Raw genomic sequence first — 20,852 nt, forward strand, 5'->3', positions numbered from 1 at the left:
CACGGAGGCGTGGTTTGCGGGTTAGCGCAGGCCCATCTCGGCCAAGGCGCGGGCGATCTCGGTCGGCAGGCTTGGTTCGGCCTCGCGTCCGGCGGGCAGGTCGGGTGGCGCATCGGCGGCGGCGAGATAGCGCCAGCCCTGAAAGGCGCGGCGCGGCACTGCGGCGGTGCGCACCAGTTCGGGATCGAGCACCAGAGCGCAGCGGCGGATGCCGTCGGCACCCTCGACCTCTTCCAGCGCCAAAAGCCGCTGGCGCGCCTGCATCACGCCCTTGAACACCCAATAGATCGAGCCGCCAGCCAGCAGCTCGGTTTCGCGCTTGGGCCACATGCGGGTGACATGGCGGGCCGGGCCGCCCTGCCATTGCTCGTGTTGCCATTGGGCCAGTTCGGCGGGGCTGTCGCAGCCGACGCAGAGTTTCATCAGGTGCAAGGATACGCTCATACGTCAGATATAGCCTGTCGCCGGGCGGGTGCAACGGGGCGGCTTGCGCCGGGCCGGGCCGGACGATAGGCCGGATACGTTCCATACCAGAGGGTGCCATGTCCGATCCCGCTTCGAATCCGCGCGCCGCGTCGGGCGGATCCCGCCAGCCGCTGCCCGAGTTCATCGCCATGCTGGCGCTGACCTTTGCCTCGATCGCCTTTTCCATCGATTCGATGCTGCCGGCGCTGCCCGACATTGCGCGTGAACTGACCCCGGAGGACGTGAACCGGGCGCAGCTGGTGCTGACGGCCTTTGTCGCCGGGCTGGGGGCAGGGCTGTTCGTGGCGGGGCCGCTGTCGGATGCCTTTGGTCGCAAGCCGATCATCGTGCTGGGCTTTGCGGTCTATGCCATCGGCGCGGTGGCGGCGGTCTTTGCCCCCTCGCTGGAGATGCTGCTGGCGGCGCGCGTCTTGCAGGGCATCGGCGCCGCCGGGCCGCGCATCGTGTCGCTGGCGCTGGTGCGCGATCTGTATCAGGGCCGCGAGATGGCGCGGATCACCAGTTTCGTGATGATGATCTTTATCCTTGTGCCGGCGGTGGCGCCGTCGCTGGGGGCGGGGATCATTCATCTTGCGGGCTGGCGCGGCGTCTTTGGCGCCTTCGTGGTGCTGGCGGTGATCGGCAGCCTGTGGCTGTCCCTGCGTCAGGCCGAGACGCTGCCCCCCGCCCGGCGCCGGCCGCTGCAAATGGGCAGCCTGCTGGCCGGCGCGCGCGAGGTGCTGGGCCATTCGCAGGTGCGGCTGGTCACGGTGGTGATGACGCTGGGCTTTGGTCAGATGTTCGCGCTGCTGAGTTCGGCGCAGCAGCTGTTTTCGCAGACCTATGGCAAGGGCGAGAGCTTTCCGCTGTGGTTTGCCGCCATGGCGCTGTTGTCGGGCACGGGCACGGTGCTGAATGCGCGCTATGTCGTGCGGCTGGGCATGCGCCGCATCGTCGCCGCCGCCTATGCCATGCAGGTCGTCGTCGCAGCCGTGGTGCTGGCGCTGCTGATGGGCGGGCTACTGCCGCAGGCGCTGGCCTTCCCGGTGTTCTTTTTCTGGGCGGTCAGCGTGTTCTTCATGGCCGGCATCACCTTTGGCAACCTCAATGCCATGGCCTTGCAGCATATGGGCCATCTGGCGGGCATGGCGGCCTCGGTCGTGGCGGCGGTCTCGACGCTGGGCGCGGTGCTGATCGCGGCGCCTGTGGGGCAGCTTTACAACGGCACCGCCGTGCCGATGGTGCTGGCGACGCTGCTGTGTTCGGCGCTGGCGCTGTGGCTGATGCGCCGCGTCAGCGAGGTCTGATCAGGACGGGCGCCGGTTCGCCGGCGCCGACCAGCCATTTTGAATGACACATGCCGGACATGCAACTGCCCGGGCCGGCCAATGTTGTCTGCTTTTCAGGGAGGAAGTGGCAGCCCGTAGGGGAGTCGAACCCCTCTTTTCAGGTTGAAAACCTGACGTCCTAACCGATAGACGAACGGGCCACTTTCACGGCTGCCGGGTCATGCCCTGCAGCGTGGAGCGGTGTTTAGGCGAGCGACGCGGGCCGCGCAAGCGGAAAAATGCGCGGGCGGACAAGTTTTTTCGCCCCGCGCCGCGACAGGGTTCAGCCCGCCGGCGCGGCATCGTCCAGCCGCAGCCGCACCCGTTCGCGCCCGCCCCAGAGCGACAGTTCCAGCCGCCCGGCCAGATGAAAGCGCCGGCCCTTGGCACCCAGCAGGGCGGGCCCCAGCGGGCCGGTCATCGCCCCCCAGGCCACCGCCTCGATCGCCGGGCTGCCCGGGCTGCGAAAGCGCAGGCGCAGATGGCTGTCGCCCATGGTGGCGGCGCTGTCGATCAGCTGATCGGCAAAGGCAAAGCGCGGCGCGGGCGCGGCTTGCCCAAAGGGGCCGGCACGTTCCAGCAATTGCATCAGCTCGACGGTGGCCCCGGCCGGATCCAGAAGCCCCGAGATGCGCAGCTCTCCGGCGCCGGCGCGATCGGCCATCTCGCGCGAGAGCAATTCGGCAAGCCGGGCCATGGCCTCGGGGATGCGGGCCTCGTCCACCGTCAGCCCGGCCGCCATGGCATGGCCGCCGCCCTTCAAAAGCAACCCCTCGGCGGCGAGGCGCTGGATGGCACGGCCCAGATCGACGCCGGGCACCGAACGGGCCGAGCCTTTGCCGATGCCGTTCTCGACCCCGATCACCACCGAGGGCAGGCCGGTCGCCTCTTTCAGCCGGGCGGCGACGATACCGACCACGCCGGGGTGCCAGCCCTGATCGGCGGCCCATGCCAGCAGCCCCGGCCCCTGAGCGGCCTCGCGCGCCTCGACCTGTGCCAGCGCGGCCTCGCGCACGGCGGCCTCGATGGCGCGGCGGTCGCGGTTCAGCGTGTCCAGCTCCTCGGCATAGCGGGCGGCGGCGCTAGGGTCGGTGCAGCTAAGGCACTGCGCGCCCAGATCTGCCCGGCCGACGCGACCGCCGGCATTGATGCGCGGGCCCAGAAGAAAGCCCAGATGAAAGGCGCTGGGTGCCGAATCCAGCCGCGCCACATCCGACAGCGCCACCAGACCGGGACGTTCCCGCCGGGCCATGATCGCCAGCCCCTGACGGACAAAGGCGCGGTTGACGCCGATCAGCGGCGCGACATCGGCCACCGTGGCCAGCGCCACCAGATCCAGCAGTCCGATCAGATCGGGCTGCGCCCACCCGGCCTCGCGCAGCAGGCGGTTGCATTGCACCAACGTCAGAAAGACCACGCCCGCCGCGCAAAGATGGCCAAGGCTGCCGTCCTCATCTGCGCGGTTGGGGTTCACCACGGCCAGCACCGGGGGCAGGGTCTCGCCGCCCTGATGGTGGTCCAGAACGATCACGTCGCAGGTGGCGGCGGCCAGCGCCTCATGGCTGAGCGTGCCGCAATCGACGCAGATGATCAGATCGGCCTTGGCTGACAGCGCCTGAATCGCGGGGATGTTCGGGCCATAACCCTCATCGATGCGGTCGGGGATATACAGCACCGCCTCGATGCCTTGACGGCGCAGCCAGTCGATCAGCAGCGCGGCCGAGGCGCCGCCGTCCACATCGTAATCGGCAAAGATGGCGATGCGCTGCTGGCCTGTGACGGCGCGCAGGATGCGCGCGGCCGCCTTGTCCATGTCACGCAGGCTCAGGGGATCCGGCAAAAGGTCGCGCAGGCGCGGTTCCAGATAGGCCTGCGCCTCATGCGCCGGCACGCCCCGCTCGGCGAGGATCCGGCTGACGGGCAGGGGCAGGCGGCTTTCCTGCGCCAAGGCCTCGGCCGCGCGTTCCAGCGCCGGGTCGGGGCCGCGCCAGAACCGGCCGGTCAGCGAAGAATCGACGGAAAGAAAGGCAGGCGGGGCAAGCAGGGTCATGCGGGCTTCATCCCCCATGACCGCCGCTTGCGCAAGGTGCAGCCGGGTTACTTGACCGGGTTGCGATAGATCATGCGCCGCACCGAGCCGGTCTTCGAGCGCATCAGGATGGTTTCGGTGGTCAGATAGCCCGGCTCGCGTTTCACGCCGGCCACGATCGAGCCATTGGTCACGCCGGTCGCGGCAAAGATCACGTCGCCGGTGACCAACTCATCGCGCGAATAGATCCGGTCCAGATCAGTGATGCCGGCCTTGCGGGCGCGGCCCTTTTCGTCCTCGTTGCGGAACAACAGCTTGCCCCACATCTGGCCGCCCATGCATTTCAGCGCGCTGGCTGCCAGCACGCCCTCGGGGGCGCCGCCCGAACCCATATACATGTCGATGCCGGTCAGTTCGGCCTCGGCGCAGTGGATGACGCCCGCCACATCGCCATCGGTAATCAGGCGGATCGCGGCGCCGGTCGAGCGCACTTCGGCGATCAGATCCTCGTGCCGGGGGCGTTCGAGGATGCAGACGGTGATGTCGCTGTCCTTGACGCCGCGTGCGTTGGCCAGTGCCCGCACGCGTTCGGCCGGGGTCATGTTCAGGCTGACCACGTCCTTTTCATAGCCCGGCCCGATGGCGAGCTTTTCCATATAGACGTCCGGCGCATGCAGCAGCGTGCCGCGCGGCGCCATGGCGATCACGGTCAGCGCATTCGGCATGTCCTTGGCGGTCAGCGTGGTGCCTTCCAGCGGATCCAGCGCAATATCGACCTCGGGGCCATGGCCGGTGCCGACTTCCTCGCCGATATAAAGCATCGGGGCCTCGTCGCGCTCGCCCTCGCCGATGACGACGACGCCCTTGATATCCAGCATGTTCAGCTGATCGCGCATGGCGTTCACGGCGGCCTGGTCGGCGGCTTTCTCATCGCCACGCCCGATCAGCAGGGCCGACGCATGCGCCGCCGCCTCGCTCACCCGGGCAAGGCCCAGCGACAACATGCGGTCATTGAAATCCTTGGGCGAAATCATCGGAGAATTCCTTGGTTGGTGTCCCTGCGGCTTCTACGCGGCGGGGCTGATTGCGGCAATCCTGTGTGCGCTAACAGCTCAATCCCCGGCGATTTCCAGCGCCAGCGCGTGGATCCGCGGCACGATGTCGCCCAAAGCCTTGTGGATGGCACGATGCCGGGCGACATGGCCCAGACCGGCCAGCGCAGGGCTGGCGATGCGGATGCGAAAATGCGTCTCGCCCCCTTCGCGCCATCCGCCATGGCCGCGGTGCTGATCGCTTTCGTCCCAAATCTCCAGCCGGCTCGGCGCCAGCACGGCCAGCCTTTCCCGCATCTCGTCGATGATCATCCGCAATGCCCCTTTCATGTCGCGCGAAATAGCCTAAACTGCGCGTCCCGATGAGGACAAGGCAGTGAAATGAGCAATAGCGACCCGTTCGGTTTCGACATGTCCGCGGCTTCGGACAAGAAGCGCAAGACCAAGGGCCGGCGCGGCATGTCGGGCGCATTCGAGACCTCGACGCGGCGCTGCGACAAGGAGGGCTGCAACGAGCCCGGCCAGTATCGCGCGCCGAAATCGCCCCGGAATCTGGATGACTACTATTGGTTCTGCAAGGACCACGTCCGCGAATACAACCTGAACTGGAACTACTTCCAGGGCCAGTCCGAGGCCGAGTTCCAGCAATTCCTGGACAATGCCACGGTCTGGGAACGCCCGACCAAACCCTTTGGCCGCGCGGCGCAGGAACAGAAATGGGCCCGCCACGGCATCGACGACCCGCTTGAGATTCTTGGCGCCAATGGCACCAACCCCGAGGTCCGCCGCGCCGCCACCCGCAAGCTGCCGCCGACCGAGCGCAAGGCGCTGGAAATCCTCGAGGCCCGCGATAGCTGGACCCGGGCCGAAATCCGCAAGCAATACAAGTCGCTGGTCAAGGATCTTCATCCCGACATGAATGGTGGCGACCGCTCGGACGAGGATCGCTTGCAAGAGGTCGTCTGGGCCTGGGACCAGATCAAGGATAGCCGCAGCTTCAAGGACTGAGGCCGCATGGGGGCTTTGCGCCCCCACGCCCGGCTGACCTGCGGTCCTCCGGGCTTCCCCCGCAGGATATTTGTCCACGAAAGAAGGGCCCGGAATCGCTCCCGAGCCCTTCTTTCGTGCTTAAATATCCTGGGGGAGCGCGGCACGCGCGGGGGCGAAGCCCCCTGCCTTACAGCTCGCGTTTCAGCGCGTCAGCCAGATCGGTGCGCTCCCAGGAGAAGCCGCCGTCCGCCTCGGGTGCGCGGCCGAAATGGCCGTAGGCGGCGGTGCGGCGATAGATCGGCTTGCACAGATCCAGATGTTCGCGGATGCCGCGCGGGGTCAGGTCCATGGCGCGCGAGACGGCGCGTTCGATCTCGGCCTCGGGGATTTCCGAGGTGCCAAAGGTATCGGCATAGATTGACAGCGGCTTGGCCACGCCGATGGCATAGCTGAGCTGGATAACGCAGCGTTTCGCCAGACCGGCCGCGACCACGTTCTTGGCAAGGTAGCGTGCGGCATAGGCGGCCGAGCGGTCGACCTTGGTCGGATCCTTGCCCGAGAAGGCGCCGCCGCCATGCGGAGCGGCACCGCCATAGGTGTCGACGATGATCTTGCGTCCGGTCAGGCCGGCATCTCCATCGGGGCCGCCGATGACGAAGGTTCCGGTCGGGTTCACCCACCATTCGGTGCGCTCGGTCAGCCAGTCGGCGGGCAGGACCTCGCGGATATAGGGCTCGACGATGGCGCGGATATCGTCCGAGGTCTGGGCGATGTCCTTGTGCTGATGCGACAGCACGAGGCTGGTTACCTCGACCGGCTTGCCGTTCTCGTAGCGCAGGCTCAGCTGGGACTTCGCGTCGGGGCCAAGCATGGGTTCGGCCCCGGATTTGCGGGCCTCGGCCAGACGGCGCAGGATGGCATGGGCGTACTGGATCGGCGCCGGCATCAGCTCGGGCGTCTCGTCGACGGCATAGCCGAACATGATGCCCTGATCGCCGGCGCCGTCGCGGTCGACACCCTGGCTGATATGGGCGGATTGCTCGTGCAGGTAGTTGTGGACGTGGCAGGTGTTCCAGTGGAACTTTTCCTGCTCATAGCCGATGTCATGGATGGTATCGCGCGCGATCTGGCCAATGCGGCCCATGTATTCGCCAAGCTTCTTCTGATCGGTCAGGCCGATCTCGCCGCCGATAACCACGGTGCCGGTGGTGGCAAAGGTTTCGCAGGCGACGCGCGCGGCCGGATCCTCGGCCAGCAGCGCATCCAGCACGGCATCCGAGATCTGGTCGCACAACTTGTCGGGATGCCCCTCGGAAACCGATTCCGAGGTGAACACATAATTCTGTCTGGCCATGGAGTGCTCCGTTGAAGGTTACGCCGTCACGCCAGGAAGCCGTTGTGACGGTCAGCGTCAGCGATAGATCACGTCCCGGTTGCCGTCAACCGCCGCCGGGTGATGGCAAGGGCCAATGCCGCCACGGCAGCCAGCACCGCCGGCCAGTCGCCCCAGCGGCACCAGAGCGTGGGCGGCAGCGCGCCGGGCAGGGCGGCGTCGATCCGCCCGTCCAGATCAAGCCCCAGCGTCGCGCGCAGCCCGCCGCGCGCGTCGATCACTGCCGAGACGCCGGTATTGGCCGCCCGCATCAGCGGTAGGCCGGATTCGATGGCGCGCAGCCGCGCCTGCGCCAGATGCTGCCAAGGGCCCGAGAGGCGCCCGAACCATGCGTCATTGGTCACTTGCAGCAGCCAGGCCGGGCGCCCGGCCCCGGTGATCAGGTGGCGCGAGAACACCGCCTCGTAGCAGATCAGCGGTTGAAACGCGGGCAGGCGCGGCAGTTGCATCACCTGCGGCCCTGGCCCGGCGGAATAGCCGAACCCGTGTTGTGCGGCAAAGGCGCGGATGCCAAAGCCCGAGAGCTGGTCGCCCCAAGGCGTGTATTCGCCAAAGGGCACCAGATGGAATTTGTCATAGACCGGACCGATGCCGTCTGCGGTGAACTCGGTCAGGCTGTTGTAATAGCGCTCGCCCTCGGAGCGCTGGATGCCAAGGATGACGGGTGCCCCGGCATAGGCCGCGATGTCCTGCGCGGCGGTGCCGGATTGGTCCAGCAGGAAGTTCACCGCGGTTTCGGGCCAGATCACCGCATCGGGGGCCGGTCGGCCCGGATCGCGGGCGGTGGAGAGGTCAAGCAAGCGGCGAAAGAAGATCTCGGACCAATAAGGGTCCCATTTCAGCGCCTGCTTGGCATTGGGCTGGACCAGCCGGATGTGCAGCGCGCTGTCGGCGGGCTGGGGGGCGGCCAGTCGGGCCATGCCCTGCGTCCAGGCGGCGGCGATCAGCAACAGCGACAGGATCGCGCCGGGGGCAGCGGTGCGCCAGCTGCGGTGTCGGGCCAGCGCCTGCGGCAGACAGCTTGCGGCCATGGTCAGCGCCGAAAGCCCGATCGAGCCAAAGGTCGCGGCCAGTTGCCCGGCCGGCGTCGCAATCCAGATATGGCCCGAGAGCGCCCAGGGCAGGCCGGTAAAGATCCAGCCGCGCAGCCAATCCGACAGCACCATCAGCGCGGCAAAGGCGATACCTTGGCGGGCAAAACCGGGCGCCAGCCGTGCGGCCAGCCAACCCGGCACCGCCCAGAACAGCGCGCCGCCAAGCGCCATGAAGAACAGCGCAAAGGGCGCCATCCAGCCATAGACATCGGGCTCGACCAGAAATGGTTCGACGATCCATGACATGGCCAGCGCGAAATGGCCAAGGCCGGCGGCCAGCGCGTGCCAGAAGGCGCGGCGGGCGCTGCCGGCACCGGCGATGCGCCAGCACAAGAGCGCCATCGCCAGCACGGTCAGCGGCCAAAGGCCCCAAGGCGCCTGACCCAGGGCGGCGGCAAGCCCCAGCCCCAGGTCCAGCACCAAGGCCAGCCAGCCGGGCCGCTGCCTTGCCGGCGTCAGCTCAGAGACCAGCGCAGCCATGGCACGAACTCAGACCTCGGCCTTGTCGCCGGTGCCGGGTTGCGGTTCCGGCTGGGCCTCGGGCTGCGGCTGGGCCAGTTGCGCCTCCGTCGTGACCTCGGCGGGCGCGGCCTTGGCGCGGCTCTTGCGCGGGGCGCGCGGTTTGGCCGGTTTCTTCTCGGCCTTTTCGGCGGCGCCATCCTCGGCAGGGGCGGCCTTGGCGCGGGATTTGCGCTTGGGTTTTTCCGCTGGGGCTTCAGTTGCGGTTACCTCGGTCACCTCGACCGGCGCGGCTTCGACTGCTGCGGCCTCGACCGGCGCGGGCGCGTCGGTGCTGGCTTCGGCCACCGGCTCGGCGGGTTTGGCCTTGGGGGCGCGCGGCTTACGCTTGCGCTTGGCCGGCGCGGCGGCCTCGGCGGCGGCTTCGGCCGCAACCTCGGCCACCGGCTCGGCTGCCGGTTCCACGGCGGCGATGGCTTCGACGGCAGGGGGCTGTTCGACGGGCGCCTGTTCCACCGGAGCCTGAGCGGCGGGGGCGGCCTGCTTGACCGGGGCCGGAGCCGCGTTGGCCGGCGCCTCGACGGGCTCATCGGCCTCGATGACCGCTTCGATGATGCGCGGGCGGAAGCTGCGGGTCATGAATTCGGGCATATGCTCGCCCATGCCCATCACCGGATGGCGGTCGCCACCGCGATCCCCGCGTTCGCGGCGATCCTCGCGCCGGTCGCCCCGGCGTTCGTCGTGACGCGACTCATGACGCGTTTCCTGACGCCGTTCCTCGCGCGGCGGGCGCGCTTCCTGACGGGGGGCCTCGGCGCGAACCTGTTCGACGGGCTCGCGCTCGCTGCGCTGCTCGCTGTCGTCGCGGCGGCCCCGGCGGTCGCCACGGTCACGGTCGCGACCACGCTCGCGCTTGCCGCTTTCGCGGGGTGGGCGGGGGGCGTCTTGCGCGGCGGCCGAGAGCGCAAAGCCCTCGGGCAGCGGCGCGCGGGGCAGGGATTGTTTCACCAGGGCCTCGATTGCGGTCAGGTATTTCTCATCCGCCGGCACGCCGATCGAGATGGCGGTGCCCAGCCGGCCGGCGCGGCCGGTGCGGCCGATGCGGTGGACGTAATCCTCGGCATGGCTCGGCAGGTCGAAGTTGAAGACATGGCTGACGGCCGGAATGTCCAGACCGCGCGCCGCCACGTCCGAGGCGACAAGGAAGCGCAGCTTGCCTTCGCGGAAATCGTCCAGCGTCGCCATGCGGTGGCGCTGGTCCAGGTCGCCGTGGATCGGTGCCGCGTCATATCCATGGGCCTTCAGCGACTTGGCAACGATATCCACATCGGTCTTGCGGTTGCAGAAGATGATGGCGTTTTTCAGCGCCTCGCCCTCGGCGTCGATCAGGGCGCGCAGCAGTTCGCGCTTTTGCTTGGCCGACTGGTCGCGGCGGGTCGGCGTGATCTCGACCAGCTTCTGGGTGATGGTCTCGCTGGTGGTGGCCTGACGCGCGACCTCGATCCGCTCGGGCGAATGCAGGAAGGTGTCGGTGATGCGTTCGATTTCCGGCGCCATGGTGGCCGAGAAGAACAGCGTCTGCCGGGTAAAGGGCGTCAGCTGGAAGATCCGCTCGATATCGGGGATGAAGCCCATGTCCAGCATCCGGTCGGCTTCGTCCACGACCATGATCTGCACGCCGGTCAGTAGCAGCTTGCCACGCTCGAAATGATCGAGCAGCCGGCCGGGTGTGGCGATCAGCACGTCGACGCCACGGTCGATCAGCTTGTCCTGTTCGCCAAAGCTGACGCCGCCGATCAGCAGCGCCTTGGTCAGGCGGGTGTGCTTGGCATAGATGTCAAAGTTCTCGGCCACCTGGGCGGCCAGTTCGCGCGTCGGGCACAGCACAAGGCTGCGCGGCATGCGCGCACGGGCGCGGCCACGGCCCAGAAGCGTGATCATCGGCAGGGTAAAGCTCGCGGTCTTGCCGGTGCCGGTCTGGGCGATGCCCAGCACGTCGCGGCCCTCGAGCGCGGGCGGAATCGCCCCGGCCTGGATCGGGGTCGGCGTTTCATACCCGGCTTCGGCAATGGCTTGCAGAACCTTGGGGTCGAGCTTCAGATCAGAAAACTTGGTCATTCAGGGCTTTCGTGTAATGACGCGGGGTCGTAACCCGCGCCTTGCTTGCGTCCATCGCCGCGCTCTCAATTCCCGGAATCGCGGCGGTCCGGGACGCAATTTCCGCACGCCCCTGCCATGCCCGCCGAATGCAGGCCCCGCCCGACTAGCCGAAAACCCGTCCTGCGTCAATCTGATGCATCATTTACGCCTTGCATGGCGTCCTTGCGGCGGGACGCGGGCGCTTTGCGGGGTCTGTCATCTGCCTGTCGCGTGGTTGACGGCCCCCGGCGGCAGGCGCTATCCCGGCGCGATCTTATGGATGGACGCCATGAACCTGTTTTCCGATATCCGCGCGCTGGTCATCGACGCTCTGGCGCAGATGGAGCAGCTGGGCGAGCTGCCCGCTGGCCTTGACACCACCGCCGTCACCGTCGAGCCGCCGCGCGATCCCGCGCATGGCGACATGGCGACCAATGCTGCGATGGTGCTGGCCAAGCCGGCCGGAAAGAAACCGCGCGAGATCGCCGATGCGCTGGCCGCGCGGCTGGCCGCCGATCCCCGCATCATCGCCGCCGATGTGGCCGGGCCGGGCTTTCTGAACCTGCGTCTGGCGCCGGGTGAATGGCAGGGTGTCGTCCAGGTGGCGCTGCGCGAGGGCGCGGATTTCGGCCGCTCGACCATGGGCAAGGGCACCAAGGTCAACGTCGAATTCGTCAGCGCCAACCCGACCGGGCCGATGCATGTCGGCCACACCCGCGGCGCGGTCTTTGGCGATGCGCTGGCGACGCTTCTGGACTTTGCGGGCTATGACGTCACCCGCGAATATTACATCAACGATGGCGGTGCGCAGGTCGATGTGCTGGCACGCTCAGCCTATGAACGTTACCGCGAGGCGAACGGGCTTGAGCCCGCGATCCGCGAAGGCCTTTACCCCGGCGACTATCTGATCCCCGTGGGCGAGGCGCTGAAGGCGAAATACGGCACCGGCCTGCTGGACAAGCCGGAATCCGAATGGCTGGTCGAGATCCGCGAATTCGCCACCGAGGCGATGATGGAGATGATCCGCGCCGATCTGGCGTTGCTGAATGTCCATATGGATGTGTTCTCCAGCGAAAAGGCGCTTTACGGCACCGGTCGGATCGAGGCCGCCATCGACCGCCTGCGCGAGGCCGGGCTGATCTATGAAGGCACGCTGGAGCCGCCCAAGGGCAAGGCGCCCGAGGATTGGGAGCCGCGCCAGCAGACGCTGTTCCGCTCGACCGCGCATGGCGATGACGTGGACCGCCCGGTCAAGAAATCGGATGGGTCGTGGACCTATTTCGCCCCTGACATCGCCTATCACTGGGACAAGATCGACCGCGGCTTTGATCAGTTGATCGACGTGTTCGGCGCCGACCACGGCGGTTATGTCAAGCGCATGACCGCCGCCGTGAAGGCGCTGTCGGACGGTCGCGTGCCGCTGGACATCAAGCTGATCCAGCTGGTCAAGCTGTTCAAGAACGGCGAGCCCTTCAAGATGTCGAAACGCGCCGGCACCTTCGTCACCCTGCGCGACGTGGTCGAGCAGGCCGGGGCCGAGGTGACGCGGTTCCACATGCTGACGCGCAAGAACGACGCGGCGCTGGATTTCGATTTCGACAAGGTGCTGGAGCAGTCCAAGGACAACCCGGTCTGGTATGTGCAATACGCCAGCGCCCGGGTGAACTCGGTGCTGAAAAAGGCCGCCGAGCTGGGCGTGGACGTGTCCGACGCGGGCCTCGCCGGCGCCGATCTGTCGCTGTTGTCGCATCCGGCCGAGCTGGAGCTGGCGCGCAAAGTGGCAGAATGGCCACGCACGATCGAGATCGCCGCCCGTTCGGGCGAACCGCATCGCATCGCCTTCTTCCTCTATGATATCGCCTCGGACCTGCATTCGCTGTGGAACCGGGGCAATGACGACCCCGCGCTGCGCTTCGTGCAAGAGGGCGATCTGGCGGCGACATCGGCGAAAATCGCGCTGGTGCGGGCCGTTGGCGTTGTCATTTCGGCCGGTCTTGGTATCTTGGGTGTGACTCCGGCAAAAGAGATGCGCTGAAAACAGCCGCCGCCGGATCTGAACGAGCAGCAAGTGAACACCGGGCAAACCGGCAGGCAGGCAGGAATGGCAGTAGTAGATTTCCGCTCCGGCGGCTTTCAGGGTGCGCAACCGCAGCGCCATGCGCAGGATTTTCCCTATGGGCAGGACGCCGGGGCCGAGGAAGGCCAAGGCGACTGGCAGGCCGATTGGGATGACCAATATGCCGCGCAGGGCCATGATCCGGCGCTGATCGAATCGCCCAGCCTGCTGGGCCGGCTGTCGCGGCTGACGCATTATGTCGGCGCGCTGGTGTCGGTCGGGCTGGTGGTGATCCTTGCCGTCTGGGGCTTCAAGCTGGTGGTCCGCGATGTCTCAGGCGTGCCGGTGATCCGGGCCGTGCAGGGCGAGGCGCGCACCGCCCCCGAGGATCCGGGCGGCGAGCTGTCGGACCGCACGGGGCTGGCCGTCAACTCCGTCGCTTCGGGTGAAAAGCCGGGCCGGGTGGACAAGGTCGCGCTGGCGCCGGGTTCGACCGGACTGGAAGATGGCGATCTGGCCATGGGCACGCTGGGCGCGACCGCGCAGCAGCCCTCGCGCGCCGTCGAGCTGCCGCCGCTTGACGATGCCGCCCGCACCATTGCCATGTCGGATGCCGAGGCCAGCGCCGCGGCCGCCGCTGCCGCTGCTGCGGCCGCCGCAGCACCTGCGCCGGCTGCGGTCGAGCCGAGCACCGTCGAGGATGCGATGATCTCGGACGCTCCGGCCGCCGAGGCGCCGGCCAATGAGGCGCTGACCGACCTGTCGGGCGAGGAGCCCGAGGACAGCGGTATCAGCCAGGCCCTGGCCGAGGCGCAGACCGCTGCCCCCGCGCCGGCCCCCGCCGTGGCGCAATCCGTGCGCCCCGCGCCGCGTCCGCGCCGCGTGGCCGCAGCCAGCACCGTGATCAGCGACGCTGCCCCGGCGGCTGCCGCGCCGGTGCCTGCCGCCGCCCCCGTGGCGGCAAGCCGTCCCGAGGCCGCGCCGAAATCATCCGCAGCCCAGCCGGCTGCCGACGCTGCCCCGGCGGCCAAGGTCGCGACCGGCTCGGCCATGGTGCAGATCGGCGCCTTTGACAGCGATGCGCTGGCCAAGGGCGAATGGAGCCGCGTTTCGGGCAAGTTCGGCTCGCTCTTCTCGGGCAAGTCGCGCGTGGTGCAAGAGGCGCAAAGCGGTGGCCGCACCTTCTGGCGGCTGCGGGCTGCGGGCTTTGCCTCCAAGGACGAGGCGCGGCGCTTTTGCGCGGCGCTGATCGCCGAGGGCGTGGACTGCATCCCGGCCGTCGCCAAGTGATGACGCAGACGGGCGCGACCATTCTGGGCGGCATTGCCGGCCCCGATCTCGCGCCCGGCGAGCGGGATTTCTTTCGCGCCGCCGATCCTTGGGGCTTTATCCTGTTCGGGCGCAATATCGACACGCCCGCGCGGCTGGAACGGCTGACCGGCGCCCTGCGCGAGGCCGTCGGCCGCAATGCGCCGGTGCTGATCGATCAGGAAGGCGGCCGCGTCCAGCGCATGCGCGCGCCGCATTGGACCGATTTCCGGCCGCCGCTGGGTCAGGCCGAGCTGGGCGAGCGCGCGGTCTGGCTGCATCACCATGTTCTGGGTCGCGAGTTGCGCGGGGTGGGTATTGACGCCGATTGCGCGCCGGTGCTGGATATCGCCCGCCCCGAGACCCATTCGTTCCTGCGCGACCGCTGTCTGGGCTCGGATGCCGCGACGGTCAGCCGGCTGGGCCGCATCGCTGCCGAGGCGCTGCTGGCGGCGGGCGTGCTTCCGATCATCAAGCATATGCCGGGCCATGGCCGGGCGCGGGTGGACAGCCACAAGGATCTGCCGGTGGTCGATGCGCCGCTGGCCGAGCTGGAGGCCAGTGATTTCGCCTCCTTCCGCGCGCTGTCGGACCTGCCTTTGGCGATGACCGCACATATCCGCTTTACCGCCATCGACGATGCGCCGGCCACGCAATCGGCCCCGGTCATTGCCATGATCCGCGACCGGATCGGCTTTGACGGGCTGCTGATGTCGGACGACATCGGCATGGAGGCGCTGTCAGGCAGCCCGGCCGAGCGGGCAGCGGCGACCATGGCCGCCGGCTGCGATCTGGTGCTGTCCTGCAACGAGACTTTGGCGCAGATGGAGGCCATCGTGGCGGCGGCGGGGCGGCTGTCACCGCAGGGCATGCGGCGCTCGGCCCGTGCCCTGACGTTGCGCCACGCGCCCGAGCCGCTGGATCTGGCCGATCTGCGCGCTGAGCTGCGCGGGCTTGGCGGTTTGGCGGCCTGAATTGACAGCGATGGCGTCTTGCCCGATTCTGCGCGGATTGAACCCGCCGGACCCGCGATGACCAAGGTGCCCTATCTGACCCCGGTGCCCGACGCGCCGGCTGCTGCTGCGGTTTCCGCGCCGGACGTGGCCGAACGCCGCGCCGAAGAGGTGCTGGTCGTCGATGTCTCGGGCTTCGAGGGGCCGCTGGACCTGCTCTTGACGCTGTCGCGCAGCCAGAAGGTGGATCTGTTGCAGATCTCGGTCCTGCAACTGGCCAACCAATATCTGGATTTCGTCGAACGCGCGCGGGCGCTGCGCATCGAACTGGCCGCCGATTATCTGGTGATGGCCGCATGGCTGGCATTCCTGAAATCCCGCCTGCTCTTGCCGCCGGACCCCGAGGACGAGGGGCCTTCGGCCGAGGACATGGCCGCGCATCTGGCCTTTCAGCTGGAACGTCTGGCCGCAATGCGCGAGGCGGCAGGACGGCTGATGGCGCGTGACCGGCTGGGGCATCAGCGCTTTGCCCGGGGCGCGCCGGAAACCGTGGTGCGCGCCCGGCGCGTGGCGTGGCAGGCGGGGCTGATCGACCTGATGCGCGCCTATGCGCGTCTGCGCACCCGTGACGAATTCCGGCCCTATGCCTTTGACCGCAAGGACGTTTTCACCATGGAGCAGGCGCTGGAGCGGGTGCGCGGCCTGATCGGCTATATGGGCGACTGGACCGCGCTGGCAGAGTTCCTGCCCGAGGGCTGGTCCGACGATCCGCAACGCCGCCGCTCGGCCACCGCCGCAACCTTTGCCGCAACGTTGGAGCTGGCGCGGCAGGGGCGGCTGGAGCTGTCTCAGGTCGGGACATTCGCGCCGATCTCGATCCGCAGGCGGCCGCAATGAGCGAGGGTCCGCAAGCCTTTCCGCCGCTGCCGCTGTTCGAGCAGGAGCGCATGGTCGAGGCGGTGCTGTTCGCAGCTGCCGAGCCGATGAGCCTGCGCGAGATTTCCGCGCGCCTGCCCAAGGGCTGCGATGCGGCCGAGGCGCTGCGCCATCTGCGCGCGCGCTATGAGGGGCGGGGGGTGCGGCTGGAGCGCGCGGGCGACAGCTATGCCTTTCGCACGGCGGCCGATCTGGGCTTTCTGATGCAGGAAGAGACCGTCGAATCACGCCGCCTGTCGCGGGCCGCGACTGAAACCTTGGCCATCATCGCCTATCACCAGCCGGTCACCCGCGCCGAGATCGAGGAGATCCGGGGCGTGGCCACCAACCGCGGCACGCTGGATCAGCTTATCGAGCTGGAATGGGTGCGGGTCGGGCGGCGGCGGCAGACGCCGGGCCGGCCGGCAACCTTTGTGGTGACCGAGGCCTTTTTGGACCACTTCGGCCTGGAAAGTGCCCGCGACCTGCCGGGGCTGGCCGAGCTGCGCGCTGCAGGTCTGCTAGAGTCGCGCCCGCAAGGCGAGGCGGGCATGTTCGTGCTGCGCGATCCCGAGGCGGATGCGGCGGGCGACGAAGAGGACGGGGCTGCGGACCCGGCCGAGGATCTGTTCGAGGACGAATAGTCAGAAAAGGCGTCGAGAATGAACCTGAACCAGTTGTTTGCCAAGCTGTCGCGGCTGTTCGGCCAGCGGTTGCTGAACCGGGGCGCGGATGTGGCTTTGCACAAGCGCAACATCGATTCGGATGGCAAGCAGAGCCCGCAACAGCGGCAGCGCGAAAAGGCGGGCCGGGCTGCGGCCAAGCGCGCGCGTCAGGCGGCGCGGATCACCCGGCGGATGCGCTGACCCGGGCGTGGTCCTGGGGCTCTGCCCCACGTTTTTCCTGCCCCTGATCGGGGCCGGGAAAACGTTCCCCGGGATATTTGGGCACGAAAGAACTCAGGCGAATTGCTTGGCGAGCTTGAGGCCCTGGCCCTGATAGTTCGAGGCGATGCCGCTGCCGTAAAGGCGTTCTGGCCGGGCGGCCATGCGTTCATAGATCAGCCGGCCGACGACCTGACCATGTTCCAGCGCAAAGGGCGCCTCGTGGCAGCGCACCTCAAGGACGCCGCGCGCGCCCTGACCGGCGGGGCCGTGGCCGAAGCCGGGATCGAAGAAGCCGGCGTAATGCACGCGGAATTCCCCCACCATGGCGAGATAGGGCGCCATTTCGGCCGCGTAATCGGGGGGAATCGCCACCGCCTCGCGGCTGACGAGGATGTAGAAGGCGCCGGGGTCGAGGATCAGCTGGCCATCGCTGCTGCGCAACTCGTCCCAGAAGTCGCGGGCCGGATAATGGCCGATGCGGTCGAGGTCGATGACGCCGCTATGCGGTCGGGCGCGGTAGCCGACCAGATCGCCCGACGCAGGCCGCAGGTCGACGGAAAAGCCCAAGCCTTCGTCGATCAGCGCCTCGCCGCTGACCAGAGGCTGGTCGGCATGCAGGCGGCGCAGCTCGGCATCGCTGAGCAGGGCATGCCCTTGGCGCAGGCGCAGCTGGTTCAGCCGCATGCCGGGGCGGACCAGCACCGAAAAGCTGCGCGGGCAGATCTCGGCATAGATCGGGCCGTCATAGCCGGGGGGCAGGCGGTCGAATTCGGTGCCCTCATCGGTGACGAGGCGGGTCAGCAGGTCCAGCCGCCCGGTCGAGCTTTTGGCATTGGCGACGGCATCGAGGCCCGGCGGCAGGCTCAGCCGCTCCATCAGCGGCACCAGATACACGCAGCCTTTCTCCAGCACGGCACCGCCGGTCAGGTCCATGCGGTGCATCTCGAAATCCGCCAGCCGGTCGCTGACCCGCTTGCCGCGCCCGGCAAGGAACGAGGCGCGCAGCCGCCATGCGGTCGCGCCCAGCCGCAGGTCGAGGCTGGCGGGTTGGATCTGTTCAGGCAGAATCGGGTGCTCGGCGCGGATGGCGCCGGTTTCGATCATCTGGCGCAGGGCGCCATCGGGCAGGACACCGTTCACGAGACACCCTTTCGGCAAAAGGAAACGCCCACCCCCTGAAAGGAGATGAGCGTTTTCGGAATGGTCGGGCCGGAGAGATTCGAACTCTCGGCCTTCCGCCCCCCAGACGGACGCGCTAACCAGGCTGCGCCACGGCCCGACGAGGGGCATATAGAGCCAAGCGCGGGGGCAGCACAAGGGGAAAGCGGCAGAAATCCAGGCATAAATTTCGCAGCCATTCCCGGTTCTTGAGATTTCCGGGAGAGGACGGCCAAGGCGGGCTCAGCGCGCACCGGTCCGGGCGTCGCGCAGCGCGGTCAGGGCGGCGGCGGGCAGGGGGTGCGACCGCTGCCGGCGCAGCAGCGTGGCGGCATGGCCGAGGCGATCAAGCCAGTCACCGCGGTCGGCGTCGGGCGTGGGGCGCCATGGGGCTGGTGGCTGTTCGTCCGGGAAGGAGGCGTTGTCGGTCTCGGCCCCGGCGGGGGCCAGAATGGCCGGTTGCGCGGCCTGTGCGGTCGTGGCGGGGGCCAGCGCGACAGTGGCGGCCTCGGGCAGGGCCAGACGCACGGCCGGGCCGGTGGATTGCTCGGCGGATGATTCCCCCATGGCCTCGCCCAGACGCAGGGCGCCGATCTGGCGCAGGCCGGCCCCGCGATCAGCCGCGATCAAACGCTTGGCGCCCCGGATGCTCATGCCTTCCTCGCGCATGACCTGACACAGGCCCGCGACCAGACGCACATCCTCGGGGCGGTAATAGCGCCGGCCGTCGCTGCGCTTGACCGGCGACAGCTGGCTGAACTGCGATTCCCAATAGCGCAGCACATGCGGCGCGACGCCGACCAGACGAGAGACCTCGCCAATCGAACGGAAGGCGTCGGGCGATTTCTCCATCAGCTTTTGTTGCCGGCCGCGACGCGGTCCTTCATCAGATGCGAGGGACGGAAGGACAGGACGCGGCGGGGCGTGATCGGCACCTCTTCGCCGGTCTTGGGGTTGCGGCCGATGCGCTCGTTCTTTTCGCGCACCGAGAAGGTGCCGAAGGACGAGATCTTGACCTGTTCGCCGCGCACCAGGGCATCGGAGATATGGGCCAGGACGCTTTCGACCAGCTGGGCCGATTCGTGCCGCGAAAGACCGACCTCACGGAACACGGCCTCGGCCAGATCCATGCGGGTCAAGGTGGAGTCGCTCATCTCGGAAACCTCTCTCTTGCTGGAAGGATGATATTCTTTGCTGCGAGCTGTCAACAATCCGGCCGCGATTCCGGTTCCGGCCGCCGAAAATTTCGTCATCTTATTCGCATCTTATCGCAGCTTCCGCGGCTTGACCAGTTGGCGAGCGGCGTCGGTGTGCCTATCTTGTGCGAATGGGACAAGCTTGGGGGAACAGCGGATGGCCGGTGGCTGGGCGCGCGATGATGCCGTGAACGATCAGATCGATGTCTCGACGCGCGAGGCGATCGAGCGGATGCGGCTGCGCAATGCCCGCGCCGCCGATGCCGAGAGCGCCGAGTTCTGCGACGAATGCGACGAGCCGATCCCGCAGGCGCGGCGCGTGGCGATACCGGGCGTGCGGCTGTGCGTCGAATGCCAGTCGGGACGCGACCGGGCGTTCAGGCCGCAGGCGGGCATCAACCGGCGCGGTTCAAAGGATTCGCAGCTGAAATAGGGTGGCGCCTTACCAGCGCAGCACGACCGAGCCCCAGGCGAGGCCGCCGCCGATGGCTTCGGCCACCAGCACCTGACCGGGCTGGAAACGGCCCTCGGCATTGGCAACCGACAGCGCCAGCGGGATCGAGGCCGCCGAGGTATTGCCGTGATCGGCGACGGTCAGCACCACCTTGTCCAGCGGCAGGTGCATGCGCTTGGCGGTCGCCTCGATAATGCGCAGGTTGGCCTGATGCGGCACCAGCCAGTCGACATCGGCGGGCGTCAGCCCGGCCTTGTCCAGCGCGCGATGCGCGGTATCGGCCAGCTTTTCCACCGCATGGCGGAACACCAGATTGCCCTGCATGCGCAGATGGCCGGCGGTGCCGGTCGAGGCAACGCCGCCATCGACATAAAGCAGCTCGCGATACTGGCCGTCGCTGTTCAGGTCGCAGGCGAGAATGCCGCGATCCTGCGGGGTGCCCTCACCCTCGACGGCTTCCAGCACCACGGCGCCGGCGCCGTCGCCGAACAGCACGCAGGTGCCGCGGTCGGTCCAGTCCATGATGCGGCTGAAGGTCTCGGCGCCGATGACCAGCACCCGGTCGGCTTGACCCGCGCGGATCATCGCATCGGCGTTCGACAGCGCAAAGACGAAGCCGGCGCAGACCGCCTGCACGTCAAAGGCAAAGCCCCGGTTCATGCCCAGCCCGGCCTGAACCATGGTGGCGACCGAAGGGAAGGTGAAATCGGGCGTCGAGGTGGCGACGATCACCGCGTCGATCTTGTTCGCAAGCAGGCCGGCGTTCTGCAGCGCGGCCTTGGCGGCGGCGATGCCCAGATCGCTGGTGCGCTGTTCGGGCGCGGCGAAATGTCGGCGCTCGATCCCGGTGCGGCTGCGGATCCATTCGTCGGTGGTGTCCAGCTTGTCCTCGAACCAGCTGTTTTCGACCACGCGTTCAGGAAGGTAATGGCCGGTGCCCCGGACGATCGCACGCCGCATCAGGACGTCCCTTCGT

Annotated in this window: 19 protein-coding genes, 2 tRNA genes, 1 pseudogene and 1 riboswitch; of the genes and pseudogenes, 9 read left to right on the forward strand and 13 right to left on the reverse strand. The window is 68.1% G+C overall.

Annotated features, from left to right (window positions below):
- Positions 1 to 21 precede the first annotated feature (21 nt).
- Entirely contained in the window at positions 22 to 444 is a 423-nt protein-coding gene (locus GL279_RS01155; RefSeq protein ID WP_155062758.1) for a DUF1489 family protein, read from the reverse strand.
- 98 nt (positions 445 to 542) lie between these two features.
- Here GL279_RS01155 and GL279_RS01160 point away from each other — a divergent pair, with 98 nt between their 5' ends.
- A complete protein-coding gene (locus GL279_RS01160; protein ID WP_155062759.1) occupies positions 543 to 1,772 on the forward strand; it encodes a multidrug effflux MFS transporter in 1,230 nt (409 codons plus the stop codon).
- Positions 1,773 to 1,879: 107 nt separating this feature from the next.
- Here the strand turns inward: GL279_RS01160 and GL279_RS01165 are convergent.
- The 4 genes from GL279_RS01165 to GL279_RS01180 all read right to left on the reverse strand — a co-directional run bounded on the left by GL279_RS01165 (position 1,880) and on the right by GL279_RS01180 (position 5,186).
- Positions 1,880 to 1,954: transfer RNA gene (locus GL279_RS01165), tRNA-Glu, on the reverse strand.
- A gap of 122 nt (positions 1,955 to 2,076) precedes the next feature.
- A complete protein-coding gene (gene recJ, locus GL279_RS01170) occupies positions 2,077 to 3,843 on the reverse strand; it encodes a single-stranded-DNA-specific exonuclease RecJ (RefSeq protein ID WP_155062760.1) in 1,767 nt (588 codons plus the stop codon).
- 47 nt (positions 3,844 to 3,890) lie between these two features.
- Positions 3,891 to 4,856 carry a class II fructose-bisphosphatase gene (gene glpX / locus GL279_RS01175; protein ID WP_155062761.1) on the reverse strand — a complete coding sequence of 322 codons (966 nt, stop codon included), beginning with the start codon at positions 4,854 to 4,856 and terminating at the stop codon, positions 3,891 to 3,893.
- A gap of 78 nt (positions 4,857 to 4,934) precedes the next feature.
- Positions 4,935 to 5,186: a BolA family protein gene (locus GL279_RS01180; protein ID WP_155062762.1), complete on the reverse strand. Its 252-nt coding sequence runs from the start codon at positions 5,184 to 5,186 to the stop codon at positions 4,935 to 4,937.
- Positions 5,187 to 5,255: 69 nt separating this feature from the next.
- On the opposite strand from GL279_RS01180, the gene GL279_RS01185 reads away from it, so the two are divergent.
- Complete coding sequence (locus tag GL279_RS01185; protein ID WP_155062763.1) at positions 5,256 to 5,882, forward strand: J domain-containing protein; 627 nt, start codon at positions 5,256 to 5,258, stop codon at positions 5,880 to 5,882.
- 169 nt (positions 5,883 to 6,051) lie between these two features.
- Here the strand turns inward: GL279_RS01185 and metK are convergent, their stop codons facing one another.
- From metK to GL279_RS01200, 3 genes and pseudogenes are all read right to left on the reverse strand, one after another.
- Positions 6,052 to 7,218, reverse strand: coding sequence for a methionine adenosyltransferase (gene metK, locus GL279_RS01190; RefSeq protein ID WP_155062764.1), 1,167 nt, complete (start codon positions 7,216 to 7,218; stop codon positions 6,052 to 6,054).
- Positions 7,219 to 7,222: 4 nt separating this feature from the next.
- Positions 7,223 to 7,272: riboswitch (SAM-SAH riboswitch) on the reverse strand.
- 14 nt (positions 7,273 to 7,286) lie between these two features.
- A complete protein-coding gene (gene lnt, locus GL279_RS01195; RefSeq protein ID WP_155062765.1) occupies positions 7,287 to 8,831 on the reverse strand; it encodes an apolipoprotein N-acyltransferase in 1,545 nt (514 codons plus the stop codon).
- 552 nt (positions 8,832 to 9,383) lie between these two features.
- Positions 9,384 to 10,928 (reverse strand): annotated as a pseudogene (locus GL279_RS01200) (DEAD/DEAH box helicase); the annotation flags it as partial.
- Positions 10,929 to 11,238: 310 nt separating this feature from the next.
- On the opposite strand from GL279_RS01200, the gene argS reads away from it, so the two are divergent.
- From argS to GL279_RS01230, 6 genes are all read left to right on the forward strand, one after another.
- Complete coding sequence (argS, locus tag GL279_RS01205; RefSeq protein ID WP_155062767.1) at positions 11,239 to 12,984, forward strand: arginine--tRNA ligase; 1,746 nt, start codon at positions 11,239 to 11,241, stop codon at positions 12,982 to 12,984.
- A gap of 66 nt (positions 12,985 to 13,050) precedes the next feature.
- Positions 13,051 to 14,295 carry an SPOR domain-containing protein gene (locus tag GL279_RS01210; protein ID WP_155062768.1) on the forward strand — a complete coding sequence of 415 codons (1,245 nt, stop codon included), beginning with the start codon at positions 13,051 to 13,053 and terminating at the stop codon, positions 14,293 to 14,295.
- Positions 14,295 to 15,287 (forward strand): glycoside hydrolase family 3 N-terminal domain-containing protein, encoded by a 993-nt coding sequence (locus GL279_RS01215; RefSeq protein WP_155062769.1) that lies wholly within the window; start codon positions 14,295 to 14,297, stop codon positions 15,285 to 15,287. Before GL279_RS01210 ends, GL279_RS01215 begins: the two co-directional genes overlap by 1 nt.
- A 57-nt stretch (positions 15,288 to 15,344) precedes the next feature.
- Positions 15,345 to 16,163: a segregation and condensation protein A gene (locus tag GL279_RS01220; RefSeq protein ID WP_155062770.1), complete on the forward strand. Its 819-nt coding sequence runs from the start codon at positions 15,345 to 15,347 to the stop codon at positions 16,161 to 16,163.
- Positions 16,160 to 16,825: an SMC-Scp complex subunit ScpB gene (gene scpB, locus GL279_RS01225; protein ID WP_155062771.1), complete on the forward strand. Its 666-nt coding sequence runs from the start codon at positions 16,160 to 16,162 to the stop codon at positions 16,823 to 16,825. Before GL279_RS01220 ends, scpB begins: the two co-directional genes overlap by 4 nt.
- An 18-nt stretch (positions 16,826 to 16,843) precedes the next feature.
- Entirely contained in the window at positions 16,844 to 17,047 is a 204-nt protein-coding gene (locus GL279_RS01230) for a hypothetical protein (protein WP_155062772.1), read from the forward strand.
- Positions 17,048 to 17,140: 93 nt separating this feature from the next.
- On the opposite strand, the gene GL279_RS01235 is transcribed toward GL279_RS01230, so the two are convergent.
- The 4 genes from GL279_RS01235 to ihfA form a co-directional block, all read right to left on the reverse strand.
- A complete protein-coding gene (locus tag GL279_RS01235) occupies positions 17,141 to 18,208 on the reverse strand; it encodes a 2'-deoxycytidine 5'-triphosphate deaminase (RefSeq protein WP_155062773.1) in 1,068 nt (355 codons plus the stop codon).
- Between the two features lie 61 nt (positions 18,209 to 18,269).
- Positions 18,270 to 18,347, reverse strand: a tRNA-Pro gene (locus GL279_RS01240).
- A gap of 122 nt (positions 18,348 to 18,469) precedes the next feature.
- Positions 18,470 to 19,078: a MerR family transcriptional regulator gene (locus GL279_RS01245; protein ID WP_155062774.1), complete on the reverse strand. Its 609-nt coding sequence runs from the start codon at positions 19,076 to 19,078 to the stop codon at positions 18,470 to 18,472.
- Positions 19,078 to 19,380, reverse strand: a complete 303-nt coding sequence (gene ihfA / locus GL279_RS01250; protein ID WP_155062775.1) for an integration host factor subunit alpha — start codon at positions 19,378 to 19,380, stop codon at positions 19,078 to 19,080. The genes GL279_RS01245 and ihfA overlap by 1 nt, the downstream gene beginning before the upstream one ends.
- A 199-nt stretch (positions 19,381 to 19,579) precedes the next feature.
- On the opposite strand from ihfA, the gene GL279_RS01255 reads away from it, so the two are divergent.
- A complete protein-coding gene (locus GL279_RS01255; protein WP_155062776.1) occupies positions 19,580 to 19,855 on the forward strand; it encodes a DksA/TraR family C4-type zinc finger protein in 276 nt (91 codons plus the stop codon).
- Positions 19,856 to 19,864: 9 nt separating this feature from the next.
- Here the strand turns inward: GL279_RS01255 and GL279_RS01260 are convergent, their stop codons facing one another.
- Positions 19,865 to 20,836: a beta-ketoacyl-ACP synthase III gene (locus GL279_RS01260; protein WP_155062777.1), complete on the reverse strand. Its 972-nt coding sequence runs from the start codon at positions 20,834 to 20,836 to the stop codon at positions 19,865 to 19,867.
- Positions 20,837 to 20,852 lie beyond the last annotated feature (16 nt).

The sequence above is a fragment of the Paracoccus limosus genome (assembly GCF_009711185.1).
Classification (GTDB): Bacteria; Pseudomonadota; Alphaproteobacteria; order Rhodobacterales; family Rhodobacteraceae; genus Paracoccus; species Paracoccus limosus.

Coding starts and splice junctions, on each gene's coding strand:
- GL279_RS01155 (WP_155062758.1), bottom strand. CDS start 444: ATGAGCGTATCCTTGCACCTGATGAAACTCTGCGTCGGCTGCGACAGC.
- GL279_RS01160 (WP_155062759.1), top strand. CDS start 543: ATGTCCGATCCCGCTTCGAATCCGCGCGCCGCGTCGGGCGGATCCCGC.
- recJ (WP_155062760.1), bottom strand. CDS start 3,843: ATGACCCTGCTTGCCCCGCCTGCCTTTCTTTCCGTCGATTCTTCGCTG.
- glpX (WP_155062761.1), bottom strand. CDS start 4,856: ATGATTTCGCCCAAGGATTTCAATGACCGCATGTTGTCGCTGGGCCTT.
- GL279_RS01180 (WP_155062762.1), bottom strand. CDS start 5,186: ATGATCATCGACGAGATGCGGGAAAGGCTGGCCGTGCTGGCGCCGAGC.
- GL279_RS01185 (WP_155062763.1), top strand. CDS start 5,256: ATGAGCAATAGCGACCCGTTCGGTTTCGACATGTCCGCGGCTTCGGAC.
- metK (WP_155062764.1), bottom strand. CDS start 7,218: ATGGCCAGACAGAATTATGTGTTCACCTCGGAATCGGTTTCCGAGGGG.
- lnt (WP_155062765.1), bottom strand. CDS start 8,831: ATGGCTGCGCTGGTCTCTGAGCTGACGCCGGCAAGGCAGCGGCCCGGC.
- argS (WP_155062767.1), top strand. CDS start 11,239: ATGAACCTGTTTTCCGATATCCGCGCGCTGGTCATCGACGCTCTGGCG.
- GL279_RS01210 (WP_155062768.1), top strand. CDS start 13,051: ATGGCAGTAGTAGATTTCCGCTCCGGCGGCTTTCAGGGTGCGCAACCG.
- GL279_RS01215 (WP_155062769.1), top strand. CDS start 14,295: ATGACGCAGACGGGCGCGACCATTCTGGGCGGCATTGCCGGCCCCGAT.
- GL279_RS01220 (WP_155062770.1), top strand. CDS start 15,345: ATGACCAAGGTGCCCTATCTGACCCCGGTGCCCGACGCGCCGGCTGCT.
- scpB (WP_155062771.1), top strand. CDS start 16,160: ATGAGCGAGGGTCCGCAAGCCTTTCCGCCGCTGCCGCTGTTCGAGCAG.
- GL279_RS01230 (WP_155062772.1), top strand. CDS start 16,844: ATGAACCTGAACCAGTTGTTTGCCAAGCTGTCGCGGCTGTTCGGCCAG.
- GL279_RS01245 (WP_155062774.1), bottom strand. CDS start 19,078: ATGGAGAAATCGCCCGACGCCTTCCGTTCGATTGGCGAGGTCTCTCGT.
- ihfA (WP_155062775.1), bottom strand. CDS start 19,380: ATGAGCGACTCCACCTTGACCCGCATGGATCTGGCCGAGGCCGTGTTC.
- GL279_RS01255 (WP_155062776.1), top strand. CDS start 19,580: ATGGCCGGTGGCTGGGCGCGCGATGATGCCGTGAACGATCAGATCGAT.
- GL279_RS01260 (WP_155062777.1), bottom strand. CDS start 20,836: ATGCGGCGTGCGATCGTCCGGGGCACCGGCCATTACCTTCCTGAACGC.